Source organism: Chryseobacterium sp. IT-36CA2, from assembly GCF_949767875.1.
GTDB lineage: Bacteria > Bacteroidota > Bacteroidia > Flavobacteriales > Weeksellaceae > Chryseobacterium.
Map to the genome: position 1 here is coordinate 38263 of NZ_CATKPG010000002.1, position 19351 is coordinate 57613.

Annotated in this window: 15 protein-coding genes; 11 read left to right on the forward strand and 4 right to left on the reverse strand. The window is 35.8% G+C overall.

Features of this window, described 5'->3' with window-relative positions; genetic code table 11:
* The first annotated feature begins 49 nt into the window (after positions 1-49).
* The 7 genes from ACM6F9_RS00535 (at position 50) to polA (ending at position 8178) form a co-directional block, all read left to right on the forward strand.
* Positions 50-919 carry a lytic transglycosylase domain-containing protein gene (locus ACM6F9_RS00535; protein WP_414843932.1) on the forward strand — a complete coding sequence of 290 codons (870 nt, stop codon included), beginning with the start codon at positions 50-52 and terminating at the stop codon, positions 917-919.
* 439 nt (positions 920-1358) lie between these two features.
* On the forward strand, positions 1359-2063 hold the full coding sequence (locus ACM6F9_RS00540) for a hypothetical protein (RefSeq protein ID WP_414843933.1): 705 nt from the start codon (positions 1359-1361) through the stop codon (positions 2061-2063).
* Between the two features lie 204 nt (positions 2064-2267).
* The gene (locus ACM6F9_RS00545; protein WP_414843934.1) at positions 2268-2402 is read left to right on the forward strand and encodes a hypothetical protein; all 135 of its coding nucleotides are present in this window, start codon (positions 2268-2270) and stop codon (positions 2400-2402) included.
* A 399-nt stretch (positions 2403-2801) separates the two neighbouring features.
* Positions 2802-3494, forward strand: coding sequence for a hypothetical protein (locus ACM6F9_RS00550; protein ID WP_414843935.1), 693 nt, complete (start codon positions 2802-2804; stop codon positions 3492-3494).
* A gap of 398 nt (positions 3495-3892) precedes the next feature.
* Complete coding sequence (gene tssD / locus ACM6F9_RS00555; protein ID WP_129041672.1) at positions 3893-4306, forward strand: type VI secretion system tube protein TssD; 414 nt, start codon at positions 3893-3895, stop codon at positions 4304-4306.
* Between the two features lie 401 nt (positions 4307-4707).
* A complete protein-coding gene (tssD, locus tag ACM6F9_RS00560) occupies positions 4708-5121 on the forward strand; it encodes a type VI secretion system tube protein TssD (RefSeq protein ID WP_414843936.1) in 414 nt (137 codons plus the stop codon).
* A gap of 219 nt (positions 5122-5340) precedes the next feature.
* Entirely contained in the window at positions 5341-8178 is a 2838-nt protein-coding gene (gene polA / locus ACM6F9_RS00565; RefSeq protein WP_414843937.1) for a DNA polymerase I, read from the forward strand.
* Positions 8179-8258: 80 nt separating this feature from the next.
* Here the strand turns inward: polA and ACM6F9_RS00570 are convergent, their stop codons facing one another.
* Positions 8259-8657 carry an immunity 22 family protein gene (locus ACM6F9_RS00570; RefSeq protein WP_414843938.1) on the reverse strand — a complete coding sequence of 133 codons (399 nt, stop codon included), beginning with the start codon at positions 8655-8657 and terminating at the stop codon, positions 8259-8261.
* An 11-nt stretch (positions 8658-8668) separates the two neighbouring features.
* Positions 8669-9226, reverse strand: a complete 558-nt coding sequence (locus ACM6F9_RS00575) for a YdeI/OmpD-associated family protein (RefSeq protein WP_414843945.1) — start codon at positions 9224-9226, stop codon at positions 8669-8671.
* A gap of 148 nt (positions 9227-9374) precedes the next feature.
* Between ACM6F9_RS00575 and ACM6F9_RS00580 the strand changes: the two genes are divergently transcribed.
* On the forward strand, positions 9375-10022 hold the full coding sequence (locus ACM6F9_RS00580) for an MgtC/SapB family protein (protein ID WP_414843939.1): 648 nt from the start codon (positions 9375-9377) through the stop codon (positions 10020-10022).
* A gap of 40 nt (positions 10023-10062) precedes the next feature.
* Here ACM6F9_RS00580 and ACM6F9_RS00585 read toward each other — a convergent pair whose 3' ends face one another.
* A complete protein-coding gene (locus tag ACM6F9_RS00585; RefSeq protein ID WP_414843940.1) occupies positions 10063-10551 on the reverse strand; it encodes a copper resistance protein NlpE in 489 nt (162 codons plus the stop codon).
* Positions 10552-10860: 309 nt separating this feature from the next.
* On the opposite strand from ACM6F9_RS00585, the gene ACM6F9_RS00590 reads away from it, so the two are divergent.
* From ACM6F9_RS00590 to ACM6F9_RS00600, 3 genes are all read left to right on the forward strand, one after another.
* The gene (locus ACM6F9_RS00590) at positions 10861-12999 is read left to right on the forward strand and encodes a S46 family peptidase (protein WP_414843941.1); all 2139 of its coding nucleotides are present in this window, start codon (positions 10861-10863) and stop codon (positions 12997-12999) included.
* Positions 13000-13071: 72 nt separating this feature from the next.
* Positions 13072-14073, forward strand: coding sequence for a polysaccharide deacetylase family protein (locus ACM6F9_RS00595; RefSeq protein WP_414843942.1), 1002 nt, complete (start codon positions 13072-13074; stop codon positions 14071-14073).
* Positions 14070-15146, forward strand: coding sequence for a GNAT family N-acetyltransferase (locus ACM6F9_RS00600; RefSeq protein WP_414843943.1), 1077 nt, complete (start codon positions 14070-14072; stop codon positions 15144-15146). The genes ACM6F9_RS00595 and ACM6F9_RS00600 overlap by 4 nt, the downstream gene beginning before the upstream one ends.
* Before the next feature lie 107 nt (positions 15147-15253).
* Here the strand turns inward: ACM6F9_RS00600 and ACM6F9_RS00605 are convergent, their stop codons facing one another.
* A complete protein-coding gene (locus tag ACM6F9_RS00605; protein WP_414843944.1) occupies positions 15254-18121 on the reverse strand; it encodes a M16 family metallopeptidase in 2868 nt (955 codons plus the stop codon).
* Between the last annotated feature and the right edge of the window lie 1230 nt (positions 18122-19351).

Here is a 19351-nt window from a genome sequence, read left to right on the forward strand (position 1 = left end):
GAAAAGGCAGATCTGCAAATTTGTCTTTTTGCTCACAAATAAAATTACAATGAAAACAATTGTCAGAAATATCTTTACAGGTTTTCTATTATTAGGATCCGTTATCTTGATAAACGGACAGTTTCTTGCCGCCTCCGACACCTCGGAAAGCAGTGTGAAAAAGTATAAAGGCATCATTAATGCCAATAAAGATCTGGTAGAATTTATTGAACAGCTGCTGCTTCAGAAAGGACTTCCCAAACATTTGAGAAACTTGGCACTCATAGAATCCCATTTTGACAGGAATATTACCTCCGGAGCCGGTGCTGTTGGAGTCTGGCAGTTTATGACAGCGCATGCCAACCAGTACGGACTTACAGAACAGGGACGTACAGATCTTTATAAAAGCACAAAAACAGCTGCTATTTCTTTAAGTAATCTGTATAAAAAATATAATAACTGGGTAACCGTAGTAGCTGCTTATAACTGTGGTGAAGGAAATATTGCCAAAGCAATGCAGGCTGCAGGTTCGTCTCAATACCATGAGTTTTCCAAATACCTTCCCTTAGAAACCATTAATCATGTGAAGAAATACCTTAATGCATGCTATGCAACAGGAGAACTTCAGAGTGTATTAAATAACTATAATTCATCAAGAATCAATAAAGTTTTCTTTGAAGGAGACAGAAAAACAACTCAGGCAGCTCTTTCCGAAACAGAGATCAATGCCGGTTTCAGCTTAAAAGTTGTAGCAGATGAACTGAATATAGACGTAGATAAAATCCTTGCCTGGAATCCCGGAATTGTAGAAGAACTGCAGAAAAAAGGTGAAAGTTCTTTCTATCTTCCTGTTGATCTGATGCCTGATTTTCTGCTTAGAAAAAATAAGATATTGGTTCGTTCCATAAAAGAAGGAGTAAATACACAGACTCAACAGTAAAATAATCTCAGATTAAAATAAAAATGGCAATCAGTTTTTAACTGGTTGCCATTTTTATAGTAAAGAAATCATATTTCAATTGAATTTATTATAGGATTGTATATGATCAAATTCTCATTTTTTCTAAATTCTCATTCAGGTTGTATTAATTTTCAAATAATATATATTTTTTTCCTGAAAATTTAAATTCAATTTCATTTTATTATTTTCAATCTATGAGGCGTTATTAAGCTGTATTTGATGCCAATGTAATATCTGTGTAATACCTTGTTTTTCACCAGGTATTACCAGCGTACTACCTAGTTCTTCTTTATGTTTTGAGATGGAACATAACTTTGTATCCGAAAAAGAGATCCTGTGATTCCTTGATCAATTTAAAATATAAAACATAACAAAATGAAAAAAAAAAAACTTTACAATCTTAGCACTATTGTGTTTTGTGAGTGTATTTTCGCAAGTCGGTATTAATACAACTAATCCACAAGGCACTTTTCATGTTGACGGAGCAAAAGACAATGCCTCTACGGGTGCTCCTACAGTCTCTCAGCAGGCTAATGATTTTGTGGTGACATCTGCAGGCAACGTAGGAATTGGAACTGTTAGTCCGACTAATAAATTGGAAATCGTTTCAGGTACAGCAGGAACTTCCGGTCTTAAACTGACTAATTTGCCTTCTGCCGGGTATCTTGGTACTGATTCAAGTGGAAATGTTATTAATGTTAATTCTGCAAGTGTAGGAGTTGCAGTTACTAAACAAAAATTAACTCCAGCGAGTAACACTGTGGTAGTGACGAGTCAAAATGGATTATATTCTTTTAGATATAGTGGAAGTACAGCCGGAGGTTTTTGGCAATTTAAATATAACGGTTCTGGAAGTCGAGATGTTTCAACATTTATTCTTGAATACTGGGCCCCAACATCATATTCTGTCAATACAGGTAGCGGAACAATAACAGCAGGCGGAGGAACGGGTGGCTGGTATAATATTTCTGGAGGTAGCACTGTGGGAACGGCCAATGAATTGAATATCTTTAGAATATACGATCCTGCTGATGGGACGACTTATCGTTTCGAAGGAAATTTAATTAATGTGGGCACAGCTCCAGTTGTAGTAAACGAAGCTATGATTGTTGAACAATTCTAATGTTTCTATATTAAGCCTAAGGAAATGAATTAAATAATAGTACAAAAAGGAAGAACCTCTCAGAGATTCTTCCTTTTTTAGTATGAGAATTTAGTAATGTTTTTCTTTTTTTGAATTTGGGTGAAAGATTAATTTATGTTTAAAAATCTCATTTTGTTATTCTTTTTTCATTGAGTTAAAATCCTTGCCTGGAATCCCGGAATTGTGGAAGAACTGCAGAAAAAAGGTGAAAGTTCTTTCTATCTCCCTGTTGATCTGATGCCTGATTTTCTGCTTAGAAAAAATAAGATATTGGTTCGTTCCATAAAAGAAGGAGTAAATACACAGACTCAACAGTAAAATAATCTCAGATTAAAATAAAAATAGTATTTCAATTGAATTTATTATAGGATTATATATAATCAAATTCTCATTTTTTTTCTAAGTTCTCATTCTAATTGTATTAATTTTCAAATAACATGTAGTTTTTTTTCTGAAAATTTATATTCAATACCATTTTATTATTTTCAATCGATGATACATTATTAAGCCGTATATAATGCTTGTGTAATACCAATATAATATCTATGTAATACCCATGTAATATCATGTAGTATTTATGTAGTATTTGATTTTTTTTTTGCTTTGAGACGGAGCATAACTTTGTATCCGAAAAAGAGATCCTGTGATTCCTTGATCAATTTTAAAATATAAAAACATAATAAAATGACAAAAAAAAACTTTACAATCTTAGCATTGTTGTCTTTCGTTAGTGTATTTTCCCAAGTTGGTATTAATACAACTAATCCACAAGGCTCTTTTCATATTGACGGAGCAAAAGACAATGCCTCTACGGGAGTTCCTACAGTCTCTCAGCAGGCTAATGATTTTGTGGTGACATCTGCAGGCAATGCAGGAATTGGAACCGTTAGTCCAACTAATAAATTGGAAATCGTTTCAAGTACAGCAGGAACTTCCGGTCTTAAATTGACTAATCTGCCCGCTGCTTCTTATATTGGTACAGATGCAAACGGAAATGTTATAGATGTGAATTCTGCAAGTGTAGGAGTTTCGGTTGTTAAACAAAAATTAGTTACAGCTAATAGCAGTGTTGAATTAACTACTCAAAATGGATTATATAGTTTTAGATATAATGGAACTTCAACTGGGCAAAGTTGGCAAATTAAATTTTTGGGCTCTGGAACTAGACCTTTGTCAGTATTCGTTATTGAATACTGGACTCCTACAGCATACAGTATTTCTACAGGTTCGGGAACATTAGCTTCAGGAACTTGGACTAATATTTATGGAAGTACAAATGTGGGAACAGTAAATGAATTGAATATATTTAGAATATATGATACTACTGATGGAACAACTTATCGTTTCGAAGGAAATTTAATATCAGTTAGTGGAGTGACAAAAGAAGCTATGATTGTTGAACAATTCTAATGTTTCTATACCAAGCCTAAAGAAAATAAATTGAATTAAAATATTAAAAGGAAGAATCTCTCAGAGATTCTTCCTTTTTACAGTATAACTCTGCAATGTTTTCTGGTATTTGAGATTTTGTTAAAGCATACTAATTTTATACTAAAGAAATCTTAATATTTCTCATTTTAGTGGAAAATTATTGTTTTTATTGTTCTTTTTCAATGAGATAAAATCGTTTATCAATCATATTTTCAATAGGTTTGTTAAATCCATTGTCGTAGAATTACGACAAGAAATCGTAGAATTACTACAATTTTTCAGATTTCCATTCAAAAGCTTTTTTTAGCAGAAAAGAGCCTCTATCTTTGCTATAGAATCACCGAATCACAAAATAATAACGATCAAAATTTACAATCATGGCAGAAAGAAATTCAAGAGGAATCTTAAAATTCAACAATGGTGAAGGACAGAAGCTGTTAAAAATGAATTACAGCGTATCCAGATCTACAGACGTTTCAGGACGTGTAGCATCAGATCCTTCTAATGCATTAATCAAAGTAACAGTAGAAGCTACTGAAAAATCAGACATCCTTGAAAGCTTGTTAAACGGTAAATACAAACCGACTGTAGGAGAAATCACATTCAACAAATCCCACGAAGAAGGAACATTAATCACCTTAAAATGGGAGAATGGATATGTAATCCAACACGAAGTAGACTTTGATGCTATTGACAGCAACAGTATGCTGATCAGCTTCGTAATAAGTGCTGAAACTATCGATTACGGTACTTCTCAGTTCGCTGGGCTATGGCCTTCAGCAGGTAAATAAGCCTATTCATCATCTTAGTAAAAATAAAATTGGTACAGAACAGTACACTCATTTGGGTATACTGTTCTGTTTTTTTATGATATCCCAACCTGTTCAATTGAACTGTGAAAAATTATTGACTTTTTGTTTTCTTTTATAATGCTTTTTTAATATGTTATTTCTCTTTGTAGTGTAATAATTAGTGGGTTTTTATGAATTAATATGAAGATTTAAAATATTTATTTATAGTACATTATGTTTTATTTTAAATCTTTTGTCGTAGAATTACGACATGAAATCGTAGAACTACTACACTTTTTCAGATTTCCATTTAAAAGCTTTTTTTTCAAAATCAAGGAGGCTATCTTTGTTATATAATTATTGAATTACAATTTATTACTAACGATTAAAAATTTACAATCATGGCAGAAAGAAACTCAAGAGGAATCTTAAAATTCAACAACGGTGAAGGACAGAAACTGTTAAAAATGAACTACAGCGTATCAAGATCTACAGATGTTTCAGGACGTGTAGCATCAGATCCTTCTAATGCATTAATCAAGGTTACAGTAGAAGCTACTGAAAAGTCAGACATCCTTGAAAGCTTATTAAACGGTAAATATAAGCCGACTGTAGGAGAAATTGTTTTCAACAAATCTCACGAAGAAGGAACATTAATTACTTTGAAATGGGAAAACGGATATGTTATCCAGCATGAGGTAGACTTCGATGCAGTAGATAGCAACAGTATGCTGATCAGCTTCGTAATAAGTGCTGAAACCATCGACTACGGTACTTCTCAATTCGCTGGACTATGGCCTTCAGCAGGTAAATAATCCAATACAACTTAAATAAAAAAGAAACAGTATACCTTTTGGTATGCTGTTTTGTTTTTATAAAAAGTAGTCACTAAAAAGCAGTCTCCTTATCTCTCAACCCCGCATCCCGAAACCGCGCAACTCATATCCCGTATCCCACAATTCAATATCCCGAATCCCTTCTCCAAACTGCCAACTTTTACTCCTATTTTCATATATTTGTTCATTATTCAAAATATGGACGCAACAAAAGATAAAAGGCTGTTTCTCATCGATGCCTATGCGATGATTTTCAGAGGATACTACGCATTAATCAGGAATCCAAGGCTTACCAGCAAAGGACTGGATACTTCTGCCATCTTTGGTTTTACCAACTCTTTAATCGAACTGATCAGAAGAGAAAAGCCTACCCATCTGGCAGTCGTTTTTGATGTAGGGCAGGCGAGTGTAAGAACTGATGATTATTCAGAATACAAAGCCAATAGAAGTGAAACTCCTGAAGCGATCAAAATTGCGGTTCCATACATCCATAAAATTCTGGAAGCAATGCATATTCCACGCCTGGGTGTAGAAGGATATGAAGCTGATGATATTATTGGGACTATTGCATGCAAAGCAGAGAAAGAGGGCTATACCACTTTCATGGTAACTCCGGATAAAGATTTTGCACAGCTGGTTACCGATAAAATTAAAATTTATAAACCAGGATTAAAAGGTGGGGATATCGAGATTCTTGGAGTAGATGAGGTAAAAGCAAAATACGAAATTGAAGACCCGAAACAGGTTATTGATTTCCTTGCTATGATGGGAGATGCGGTGGATAATATTCCCGGCCTGGAAGGAGTAGGGGAGAAAACGGCGATGAAATTTCTGAAAGAATTCGGAAACATCGAAACTTTATTGGCCAATACAGATAAACTGAAAGGAAAGCTGAAGGAAAAAGTAGAAGCTTCCGCAGAACGTGGTATTTTGTCTAAAAAATTAGCAACCATTATCTGTGATGCTCCTGTAGAATTCCATCAGGAACAATACGACCTTGAAACTCCGGATTTTGAAAAAGTAAAAGAGGTTTTTGATGAAATAGAATTTAGAAGACTGTACGAAAATCTTTACAGAGCTTTTGCTCCTGCCACCACCCAAACTGTAGCGGTAGAAGCAGAAGCAAAAGAGAAGCAGGCTCCTGCAGTAGCTGAAGTAAAGGGACAGGTAATGCAGCTTGATCTTTTTGCCAATTTTGAAGAATTGGAACAGGCTACTTCTACAAAATCTACCATTGAGAATAATGATCATCTTTATCAGTATATTGACAATCCTAAGGCTCAAAAAAAATTAGTAGATAATTTATTACAGCAAAAGGTAGTTTGTTTTGATACAGAAACAACCTCATTAAATGAACTGGAAGCAGAATTGGTAGGAATGAGTTTCTCTTATAAAAAAGGACTTGCCTATTACATTCCTCTTTCTGAAAAGAGAGAGGAAGTACTGCAGACATTGGAGATTTTCAGACCGTTTTTCGAAAAAGATGACCTGTTGAAAATTGCTCACAATCTTAAATACGATTATAAAGTTTTAAAACAATACGACATCACTGTGAAAGGAGCAATGTTTGATACCATGATTGCCCACTACCTGCTGAATCCGGACGGAAGACACGGGATGGACTACCTTTCAGAAGTGTACCTGAACTACAAACCGGTATCTATTGAAACAATTATTGGGAAGAAAGGTAAGAAACAAGGCAGCTTCAGAGATGCAGATGTGAGAACACAGACAGATTATGCTGCAGAAGATGCCGATGTAACTTTCCAGTTGTATGAACTTTTTGCACCACAGCTGAAAAAAGAAAATCTGGAGGAACTTTTCTTTAACATTGAAATGCCACTGATGGAAGTTTTAGCAAAAATGGAATTGGCAGGGATTTCTTTGGATGAAAAATGGCTGGCACAGGAAAGTGTTGATCTTGAAAACGATCTGAAACAGCTGGAAACGAAGATTTTTGAACTTTCAGAAGAAGAATTCAACATGAATTCCCCTAAACAACTGGGAGAAATTCTGTTTGAAAAATTACAATTGGATCCGAAAGCTAAGAAAACAAAAACAGGACAATATGCAACTTCAGAAGATGTTCTTCAGAAGTTAGCTTTAAAGCATGAGATCATCAAATATATTCTTGAATACAGAACGTATCAGAAATTAAAATCAACCTATGTAGACGCTTTACCTTCACAGATTGACAAAGAAGATAACAGAGTACATACTAATTTCTCGCAGACTACTGCTGCTACAGGCCGTTTAGCGAGTGTAAATCCGAACCTGCAGAATATTCCGATCCGTACGGTGAGAGGACAGCAGATTCGTGGAGCGTTTGTTTCCGGCGAAGGGAAAAAGATTATTTCTGCCGATTATTCTCAAATTGAACTTCGTTTGATTGCTGAAATTTCAGGAGAAGATAATATGATCAAAGCTTTCCAGGATGGGGAAGATATCCACGCTTCCACAGCTGCGAAACTCTTTAAAATTCCTTTGGATGAGGTTTCAAAAACTCAGAGAAGTCAGGCTAAGACCGTAAACTTCGGGATTATCTACGGACAAGGAGCTTTTGCTTTGGCTGAACAAACCGGACTATCCCGTACAGAAGCCAAGCAGATGATTGAAGCCTATTTCGAAACCTATCCGAAACTGAAAGAATATATGGCAGAGCAGGTGAACAAAGCACGCCAGCTAGGGTATGTAGAAACTATTTTAGGAAGAAAACGTCATTTGAAAGATATCAATTCTAACAATTTCGTGGTAAGAGGTCATGCGGAAAGGAATGCCGTAAATGCACCGGTTCAGGGAAGTGCCGCAGATGTTGTGAAGCTTGCCATGATCAAAATAGACAGGGAAATCAGTGAACAACAGCTAAAAACAAAAATGCTGCTTCAGGTACATGACGAATTGATATTCGAATCTCCTGTAGATGAGATTGATGCCGCTTCAAAACTGATCAAAACAGAAATGGAAAGTGCCTTAAAGACACAGGTACCGTTATTGGTGGAAATTGGAGTGGGAGACAACTGGTTAGAAGCCCATTAATAAATACGATTTATTTTTAACGGTATAAAAAAACTTCCGTCTTTTGGGCGGAAGTTTTTTGTTTATTTTACCTGTCGATATTAAATATCGTATTCTATCTCACCCACATAATGCAGTGCAAAATCATCATTTTCTACAGAGATAGGATTAGGAATCACAAATCTTGTTGCGAAAATGATAGCATTCACCGGAGTATCCAGACTTAATTCATTCAGTTTTCTTTCCAGAATCGGAAGCCATTGGTCAGCATAAGAATATTCTGCGAATTTGTCATAAAGACTAAGACTTTCATCCTCGAAGCCAAATTCTATAAAATCATCGTCAAACCACTTGATGTTCTGAGATTCTGCAAACTTGGAAACATACTGATCGTCAGTTTCTTCCTCTATATAATAATTTTCATCCTCTTCTACGAAACTGTAAAAATCTTCTTCATTCTTGAAATATCCTAACCAGAAGTGTGAAATTTCTTTATCCATAATACTATTTTTTATTCTAATCTTTTTGATTGTTTACTTATATCGATGACTTTTTCAAGTCGGGAAAGTCTTGTTTTTTCCTGTTTGGCGCTTGTGATCCAGTGGATAATCACCTTTTTGTAGGATGGAGCCTGACTTTCAAAAAAATCCCAGGCAGCAGGGTTATCCATAAACTGTTTCTGATAGACCGGATCAAGAGAAACATCTGCTTTTTCATGAGAATAAATTCCGGATTTGTCCTCTTTTCTGAAATCAAATGCCTTTTGACCAGCAGAAGTCATCAGTCCAGTTTTCGTAAGCTCCTCAACCTTTTTTATATTGATTTTGCTCCAGATACTCGATGACTTTCTTGGCGTGAAGCGTATAGAATAACTTTCGTGATCTATCGACTTTCTTACGCCATCTATCCAGCCAAAGCACAGAGCCTGATCTACAGATTCAGACCAGCTCATAGAAGGTTTTCCACTTCCGGTTTTGTAGAACCCTGTTAAGAGCTCCTTCTCATCTTCGTGGTGCTTCTCAAGCCATTCTCTGAATTCTTCTTTTGTTGAAAAAAATGTAGGTTTCATAACTCCTGTACTTGCCTTTTCCATTTAATCTGTAATATTACGAAAGTTTTTCAGTCCAATAAAATCTTCTTGCCCTAAACAAAGTTCATTGATCGCTTTACAGATGGATTTTTTGTCGTAATTTTATTCTACGCTTAAATTGAAAAAAATGGATTTTCTTCAGGACCATTATGCTGTTAAAAATGAATTACTACTCATCCTTATTTCCGTTATTTTAGGACTGTTCATTGGTGCTGAACGTGAATACCGTAATAAATCTGCGGGGCTTAGAACCTTTATTCTGGTTTGTTTCGGAGCCTGTCTGTTTACCATACTTTCCATCAAAATAGGAGTGGCCAATCCGGATCGTTTGGCAGCCAATATCATTACCGGAATCGGATTTCTGGGTGCAGGTGTTATTTTTAAAGGAGATAATAAAATTGAAGGGATTACCACTGCAACCACCATTTGGGCAACTGCTTCCATAGGAATGGCGGTAGGTTCCGGATATGTGTATATTGCCATGTTGGGAACCGCTTTGGTGTTAATTATATTGAGTGCTTTAACTTATTTGCAGAGTTTTATTGACAATTATAATAAAATAAGGGAATATAGAATAGCAGTTATCAACTCAGCAGATATTAAATATTGTGAGAATATTTTTAAAGAAAATCGTTTAGCCTATCTGATGATCAGACAGCAGTATTCACAGGAAGGTTTTACAGTGATCTGGAGAGTTACAGGAAAAATTAGCCATCATGAAGGATTAACCAGACGTTTGGTAGATGATCCGAAAATCAAAGCCTATCAGTTTTAGATAAGATATAAGCAAAAAATAAAGGCCGAAGCCTTTATTTTTATTTTTTCTTGAATACATAAAGATCCTTGTTGGGACCGTCAATTTCTTTTCCTTCCATATCCAGCTGGATCAGAATATTCTCACCCACTTTATATTTATAGTTGGCAGATTTTCCTTTTAAAGTAATCATGCTTCCTGTAGCATCCCATGCAAAGGTTCCTTTATCCTGGTTCTTTGAATTTCTGTCAAGATATTCTTCACTAATGCTGAATGTTTTATCATCATTCAATGTTAAAGAAGTCTTGATTCCCGGACAGTCAGCACACGGAACCGTCGCTTCATAAGTACCTGCCCAATCCAATGAGTTTTCAGAAGTGTCACCTGCTGCCGTAGGAGTTGCTTTAGTGATACTGTCTGTGGCGGCAGGTTGTACGGCAGTCACAGAATCTGTTGCTGTAGCAGTTGTTTCAGTTGTTTCTTTTTTAGTACATGAAGCAAGAAATAGAACTGACACCATTCCCAACATGAGCATTTTGCTTTTCATCATAATAATTAATTTAAGTATGTTTTTTAGTAATAAAGTTACTTCCAATCAACAAAAACTGAGCCAGAGGGAAGGGATAGAATGAGTGAATGATGAATAGTGAATATGGTCAATTCGCTTCGCTTGTCAATTTTTAATGAATTTACAACAAACCTGGAAGTGCCATATGATCATAAAATTCACCATTCCCTTGCGAAGCATAATTTACTATAGGCTATTCATCTTTTTAAAAATAGCCTCATAATAACTTTTCCGCGTATTTTATAAAGCCTATTCCTATTTTTCTTTGTAAATTGGGGCAAAATTTTGATTATGACAAAAAAGATACTTTTATCTGTATTTCTTTTGCCTGCTGCAATGGCATTTGCACAACAATATGGCGGAATGTGGATCCCTACAGAGCTGAATGAAAAGGAAATGAAGGATTTGGGAATGAAGATCTCTGCAAAGGATATTTTCAACCCTCAGAAACCAAGCATTAAAGATGCGGTAGTACAGTTTAATGGCGGATGTACTGCGGAAATTATTTCGCCTAAAGGATTGCTTTTAACAAACCACCATTGTGGTTTCAGCCAGATTCAGGCGCATTCTACCGTTCAGAATGATCTTCTTTCTAACGGTTTTTGGGCAAAAAATACAGCAGGGGAACTTGTTAACCCGGGATTAAAAGTAGATTTTATTGTAGATATAAAAGAAGCTACTGATCAGATTTTAGAAGGTACGGACAATCTTACAGAACCGGAACTGACTAAAAAGATCAACAATAATATTGAGGTTTACAAAAACGCTCAGAAAATTGAATCTTACCAGTCTATCATGGTAAAGCCTATGTATTATGGAAACAAATACTATGCTTACACCATCGAAACATATAAAGATATCCGTCTTGTAGGCGCTCCGCCTCAAAGCATTGGGAAATTCGGAAGTGATACAGACAACTGGGTTTGGCCAAGACATACCGGAGATTTCTCCATGTTCAGAATCTATGCAGACAAGAACAACAGACCTGCGGAATATTCAAAAGACAACGTACCTTACGTTCCAAAACATTACTTACCGGTTTCTATCAAAGATAAAAATGAAAACGATTTTACTTTTGTATTCGGATTCCCGGGGAAAACTACGGAATATCTTCCTGCAGTTGGTGTAGAGAAAATCATGAAGGATATTGATCCTGCTAGAATTGCGGTACGTGATGTAGCTTTGAAAACATTAGACGAAAAAATGCGTGCTGACAATGAAACTCGTATTAAATATGCTTCAAAATATGCTTCTGTAGCCAACTACTGGAAAAAATGGATCGGTGAAGTGGAAGGATTGAAAAAATCCAATGCGGTAGAAAAGAAAGTAATGTATGAAGGTTCTTTGGTGGCTAAAAACCCGGAGATCAAAACTACTTTGGATCAGCTGAATAAACTGTACAATGATCAGGCTCCTTACGCATTAAACAATGCTTACTACACTGAAGTGGTGAAAAACGCTGAGACTTTAAAGCTTGCCGGTGATTATTATGATTTCATAGCTTCTGTAGAAGCTGGAAGAATGGATGAGAAAGAACTTACCAAGTTAAAAACGAAACTAACCTCTTTCTACAAAGATTACAGTGCAGAACTTGATGCTAAAGTAACAGCAAAACTATTGGCTTTATACGCTAACAAAACAGCACCACAGTTTTTACCGGCAGGATTCAACAAATATAAAGATGAGAATGCCAATATTCCTGTAATCGAAGATATGTCTAAAAACTCTGTTATTACAGGAAGAACTGCTGTAAACGGAGGAGCGTTAACAACAGATATTGACAAAGCTTTTTCTAATCAGGATAAATTAATCAAAACGTTAAAGAAAGATCCAATTTACCAATTATATGTTTCCATGAAAGAAACGTATATGAAAACTGCAGATCCTCAGTATACTTCAATGCAGGCAAAAATTGATGCTTTGCAGAAAAAGTTCATGGCACAGCAGATGCAGACGGATAAGGACAGAAAATTCTTCCCGGATGCCAACTCAACACTTCGTGTGACATATGGTAAAGTAAAAGGTTCTACTCCTAGAGATGCTGTTTCTTATGGATACCAGACTCACCTTGCAGGGGTAATGGAGAAATACGTTCCTGGAGATTATGAATTCGATGTTCCAAAGAGACTGATTGATCTTTACAACAAAAAAGACTTCGGAATCTATAAAGATAAAACAGGTGATGTTCCTGTAGGATTCACTGCTACCAACCATACTACAGGAGGAAACTCAGGAAGCCCTGCTCTTGATGCCAACGGAAATCTTGTAGGATTAAATTTTGACAGACAATGGGAGGGAACGATGAGTGATATCAACTATGATCCGCGTTTCAGCAGAAATATCATGGTAGATACAAAATATATCCTTTTCATTATCGATAAGTTCGCAGACTCCAGATGGCTTGTTGATGAAATGAAGATTATAAAATAATTTTTAAAAGTTATACCTTTAAGAATCTATTTGAATTGAGTTTTGAATAGATTCTTTTTTATTTTAAACAAGATGAAAGACAGGATCATCAATGCTTTGGCAGCTTTCGAATCTGAGAATATCGGGAAATCTTTTCCGCTAGATTACTGTTTACCACTTTATCACAGTGTTTCAGACAAAGAACTTTCCCATATAAAACATGTAATCCGTTATAAAACTACCAAACAGTTTGAAGACGATCTTGATCATCTGTCAAAGAATTTTCAGTTTGTAGACTGGCAGGAGTTCAAAGAATTTACTTCTGGGAATTTTAAACCTAAGAAAAAGATTGCTTTATTAACTTTTGATGATGGTTTTAGAGAGTTTTATCATGTTGCAGCTCCCATTTTGGAACAAAAGGGAATTTATGCCTGTAATTTTATAAATCCGGCTTTCATAGACAATGAAGAGATGATGTTCAGATGTAAAGCAAGCCTTCTTGCAGATGCTGTTGAGAAAAAGAAAGCCATAGATCCGGAAGTTTATCGTATACTTTCTCTGGACAGTCATGTTGAGAAAGGTATTTTACAAAAGAAAATTTTATCAGTCAACTATCAAGGAAAAGATACTTTGGACTGGCTTGCAGAAAAACTTGAGGTAGATTTTAAAGCATATTCAAAAGAACATCGGCCTTATTTAAGCACAGAAGAATTAAAAGAACTTACCCGTAAAGGTTTCGGAATTTCTTCGCACAGTTGGGATCACCCGAAATATGGAGAACTATCCTTGAACGAACAGATGAAAACAACAGGCAGAACCTTTGCTTATTTAAAAGAAAATGGGTTTCTGTATGAAAGTTTTGCATTTCCTTTTACCGATTTTGAGGTTAAGAAGGATTTTTTTGATGAGCTTTTTAAAAATGAAGAAATATATTGCAGTTTCGGATGCGCAGGCGTAAAATTGGATAGCGTACAAAGAAATTTCCAGAGGATTCCCATGGAAATGGGGGAGAGCGGTGCACAGATTCTGAAAAAAGAAATCGCTTATTTCAGACTGAAAAAACTGATCAATAAAAATACGATTATTAGAGAATGATAACGCTGAAAACATTCAACAGAAAAGAACTGGAAGATTTTATATCATCCGGAACTTTCCAGCAATATGATTTTCTCCCGATTACAAGGCATCGGGCTTTATCCCACATAAAAAATCCAAAGGCTGCAGATGAAGATATCCTTCTTATTCTTGCTTTTGATGAAGAAAAACTGATCGGCTATGTAGGGTGTTTCCCGGATTCTTTCATGATTGACGGTAAAGAAATCCGCTATGCATGGCTGAGCACTTTATATGTAAACCCCGAATACAGAAAAAAAAGACCAGCAAAGGCTCTGTTGAAAAAAGTTTTTGAAGAATACGAAGGCAAAATTGCCATTACAGAATTTACCAAAGAAGCAGAAGCTTTATATAATATTATGGGTGTTTTTGAATATGTCTTTCCTAAAGAAGGGAAAAGATATTATTTTAAAACCGATGCAGCCAAAATAATTCCAGAAAAAAAACCGGAAACCCAACCATTGAAACCCATTTTTCAGGCGTTGGATGCTGCTGCTAATTTATTGATATCAATAAAGAACTTTCCTATAAAGAAGCCAAATTTCAAATATGAAATGCTTGATCGTATAGATAAAGAAAGTGCTGATTTCATCAATGAATTTTCAGGAGTACGCAACGCAGACGAAATCAATACTTTTATAGATCATCCATGGGTTTTAGAAGGCAAAAAAGATGAAAGATATTTATTTTCAAGCTTTGCAGGTACTTTTAAATATTCCTGGATCAAGATTTTTGACCAAAATAATACACTCAAAGCCTGCCTTCTATTACAACTTCGAGACGGGTATCTTAAAATTCCTTACCTCTTTTCAAATACTGATGTAGATGAGGTTGTCCGGTTTCTCAATTATTTCATTGTGAATAATAAGATAAAAGGTTTTACAAGCTATCAAACCCAACTGAACAAGGCCATACAACAATCAAAAGTATTTTCTCATATCTATGAACGGGATTTCAATAGAGAATATCTATTTCATAAAGACTTATTGGAACTGCTTCCGAAGAACTTTAATCCCAATTACCAGGATGGTGACGGTGATTGTATGATGACGTAAAAATTATGAATTATAAATGATGAGTTATGAATAATCATTCATCAATTATCATTGATCATTTATAAAACAACAAACCGCCCGATAGTTCTATCGGGCGGTTTGTTGTTTTAATGTCCAAAAATATCTTTCAGACTTACTTCTTTAAATGTCCCCATTTTATTGACAGCATTCATATCCAGATTTTCTTTTTTACCGAGAATGGCTGTATTGAAATGAACAGATTGGATTCTTGTTTTATAAAATTCTTTCAGATCTTCAAATTTCAGATTCTGGATCTGATCATAGATATCTTTTCTAAAATCGTGATAGATATTGAGTTTCTTCAGATTCAACGTATTGAAAAATACATTTTCGCGGCTTACTCTTGTAGAAGCAATCTGTTTAAGAGCTGCGTTTCTGGCATTTTCAAACTGAATAGGTACTTCAGGAAGTTCTTCCATCAACTCATTAAGAGTGTCAACAGCAATCATAAGCTTATCAGGCTGTGTTCCGATATAAGTGGTAACGTAATCAGGGTGCTTCAATTCTGAATTGGCAGCATAGGAAACATAGGCAGAATAAGCAAGACTTTTGCTCTCACGCATTTCCTGGAAAACAATGGAAGATAATCCTCTTCCAAAATATTCATTGAACACATTTACCTTACCAAAATATTGTGGATCTACTTCATTTCCTTTTCCGATCTTACTCATTTCCACCTGAACCATATCATAACCAACGAAATAAACATTTCCACCCGTATCAGGTTCAGGATATTGTTTCGCTTCAGGGATTATAACGCTTTCTGTTTCAATATATTTATCAATGTATCCATTGAAATGTTCAAAGTTTTTTCCATAAAAGAAGATCTGGTAAGGAGCTTTAAACAAATTTTTCATTCTGTCGGTAAATACTTCTGCGGTACTGCTTTCCAGTTCTTCTTTAGAAATAACATTGGTAAAACGTGATGTACTGCCCAATTTTGTATAATTGGTAAGGGCAGTCATGATACGGTTTTTATCCTTTTTAATCGCCTGGCGGTTTTCTATAACACTTTTCACAAACTGGCTGTAGATATCGTCGTCAGGCTTTACATCAGTCATCCAATGCTGAAGAAGAATAATTCCTTTTTCTATATTCTCTTCCAACCCGCTTAAGGTAATGGTCAGCTGGTCATGAGTTGTTTTAAAATCATTAGTAACCCCGATTTTAAAAAATTCCTTTTTTAAATCTTCAGGAGAAAATTGATCTGTCCCTAAATACTGAAGCAACTGGGTTGAAATGGCCAGGTCTCTGTCATTATCACTTCCAAAAGGAAAAATAAAATGAACCTGAGCGATATCGTTGTATTTATTTTTAACAAAGCTCAGTTTCTTTCCTTTTACATCAACAGTAGTAATTGCTTTCTCATAGTCGATGAACTCCGGCTGTATATCTTCAGTTTTATCAGATAAAATTTCCGTTAAAAATTTCGACTGACTATCACGATTGATTTTAATAGGAGTAATCCCGGGATTTTCAACTCTGATCAATCTGTCGTTGACCCCTTTTTCCTTATCAATGATCACATAGTTTTCTTTGAAAAATTCATTTGCAAAATTGATTACATCCTCCTTTGTAAATGAAGCATACTCATCCATTTCATTCAGTTCCTGCTCCCAGGTCCTTCCTTTTATATAGGTATCATAAAGATTGGTGGCCAGTCCTTCCGAAGTTTCAAGGCCTTTCATTCTTTGAAGTTTGAAATCATTAATGATAGCGGGTAACATCCAGTCTGGAAAATCTCCTTTTTTGATCAGTTCAATCTCTTCCAATACAATGTTCTTTGCTTCTTCCAGCGTTTGAGTTTCCTTAGGAACCGCAACGATGGAGAAATAACCATATTGTTTCAATCCCACAGAAAAAGCCTGTGCCCAAAGCATTTTTTGAGTCTGATTGATGTGCAGATCCAACAATCCGGCTTCCCCTCTGTTGCTGAGGATATTGGCGGTGATGTCTGCCAGCATAGCTTCGCGGGTTCCGTAGTTGTCTGTTCTCCATGCAAGTTGGGTGCGTGGAGTAGTAGGGCTTTTTACCGTTCTTTTTATAATTTCTGTGATAGGTTTCTCAATAATAGGAGTCTTCTTAGGAAGTTCCTTATAGGGTAAGCTGCCAAAATACAGATCAATTAATTGAATGGTTTTTTCAAAATCAAGATCTCCAACCAATACCAATGCATAATTATTAGGAACATAATATTCATCAAAGTATTTGTGGATAGCCTTCATAGAAGGGTTCTTCAAATGTTCAGGCTTTCCTAATGTTGTTTGCTGCCCGTTGGGATGGGTAGGAAAGAGCGCGTCCATCAATTCGTAATTGACAAGTCTGGAATCGTTATCCTGTGCCCTGTTGAACTCCTCATACACAGATTCCAGTTCAGTATGGAAAAGGCGAAGTACAATTTCAGAAAATCTTTCCTTTTCTATCTTCAGCCATTTCTCAAGCTCATTATTCGGAATATTGTTTTTGTATACCGTTTCATCAAACCATGTATGCGCATTGGTACCACTGGCTCCCAGAGAAGAAATAGCTTTGTCATATTCATTCGCAATAGCATATTGACTGGCTTCCTGAGAAACTTCGTCTATCTTTTTATAGATCTCTTTTTTCTTTTCAGAATCCTGCTCAGCTTTGTGTGCTTCATACAATTCCGAAATCTGGTTGAGAAACACCTTTTCCTTTTCCCAGTTTTGAGTCCCTATCTTAGAAGTACCCTTAAACATCATATGTTCTAGGTAGTGAGCCAGTCCCGTATTATCAGACGGATCATTATTACTTCCTGTTCTTACCGGAATAAAGGTCTGTATTCTAGGAGAAATAAAATTCTGGGCAAGAAAAACCTTTAATCCATTTTTCAGAGTATAGATTCTGACGTTATTTTCGTCGTGGGTTACCGTAATATATTCGTAGTTGCTTTTATCAGTATGTACCGTTTCCTTATATTTTCTGTCTGTCATATAAAACTCATTTCACTCCTTAGAATCCGGAATGCACTACAAATGTAAGGAATCAAAAAAAGATGTAAGCCGGTTTTTCTGACTATTACATCTATTCTTATAGTTGAAAACTTGAATCATAAAAAGAAAAACCACTGCTGAAAGCACATTAGATAGAACATCGTAATTTTTCTCCATATATATAATAGATAGAACCTTTTCTATTCCTACTCTCCACCATTCTCAGGAGCTTCATCCTGCTATCCATTCCTACTCCTCGCGCCAGCGCACCCACTCCCAAACCCACCCACCCACCAACGTAAGCTGCGGGGTAACCATTTCTATCAGGGCTAGGGAAGGGGAGTTAATTATAAATGATGAGTGATGAGTGATGAGTGATGAGTGATGAGTGATGAATGATGGGTTTCGGGTTATAAAGTTGTGGGTTCCTGGTTGCTGGGTTTCGGTAATCAGTTTGAAGTTTTTAAATCTATCATTCCTATACAAACCAGTGTGGAGATATCCTGCTATTCCCATTGTGTCATTCCGCAGGAATCCAGACTTATTGATGAGAATTGTAAAGGAAGTAAAATGAGAGTATAATGTCTAAGGTTTTTTAGCAGTAAATATTAGCGGTGTCATGCTGAGCAGAGTCGAAGTATTTTACTTACGATGCATAATATTTCTGCTATTGTAACCTCTCTTATATATTGTACCGGTTGTCCTCTGTGCAAATCCGTGCAGTCTGTGGTTAATTGTACCTGGCGATTCAATAGAAGCGGGCTTTATCCCCAACCTGGAAAAAGAATATTTCTAGAAAGATATCTATTATTGTATAATATATATAGGTATACCTTTTATTACTCATTACTCACGAAAACCCCTCTCACATCCAAACTCTCCAACTCCCAGCCCCCTCTCACTGAACCTCCCAAACAAATGTTTAAAATTTTTCTTACTGCATTCCAGTGTCTTAGGGATAAATATGAATAAAATGTAACATTTATGTTAAATAAATTTGCGTGGAGTGAGTTAAGTTTCTATCTTTGCCCCACTGAAAAACGAAAGACATTCAGCAGCGCAGAAGAGCCTTTAGATAGGCAAAAACATTAGCTACTTCAAAAAGAGACAGACGAAAAAAACTTCAAAACTTTTGCAAAAAAAAAGTTGCCAGTTAAAAAAGAGTTTGTATCTTTGCAGTCCCAATTACAGGGAGCGCAGGAGATGATGATTTAAGGTTTAGGAGAGAGA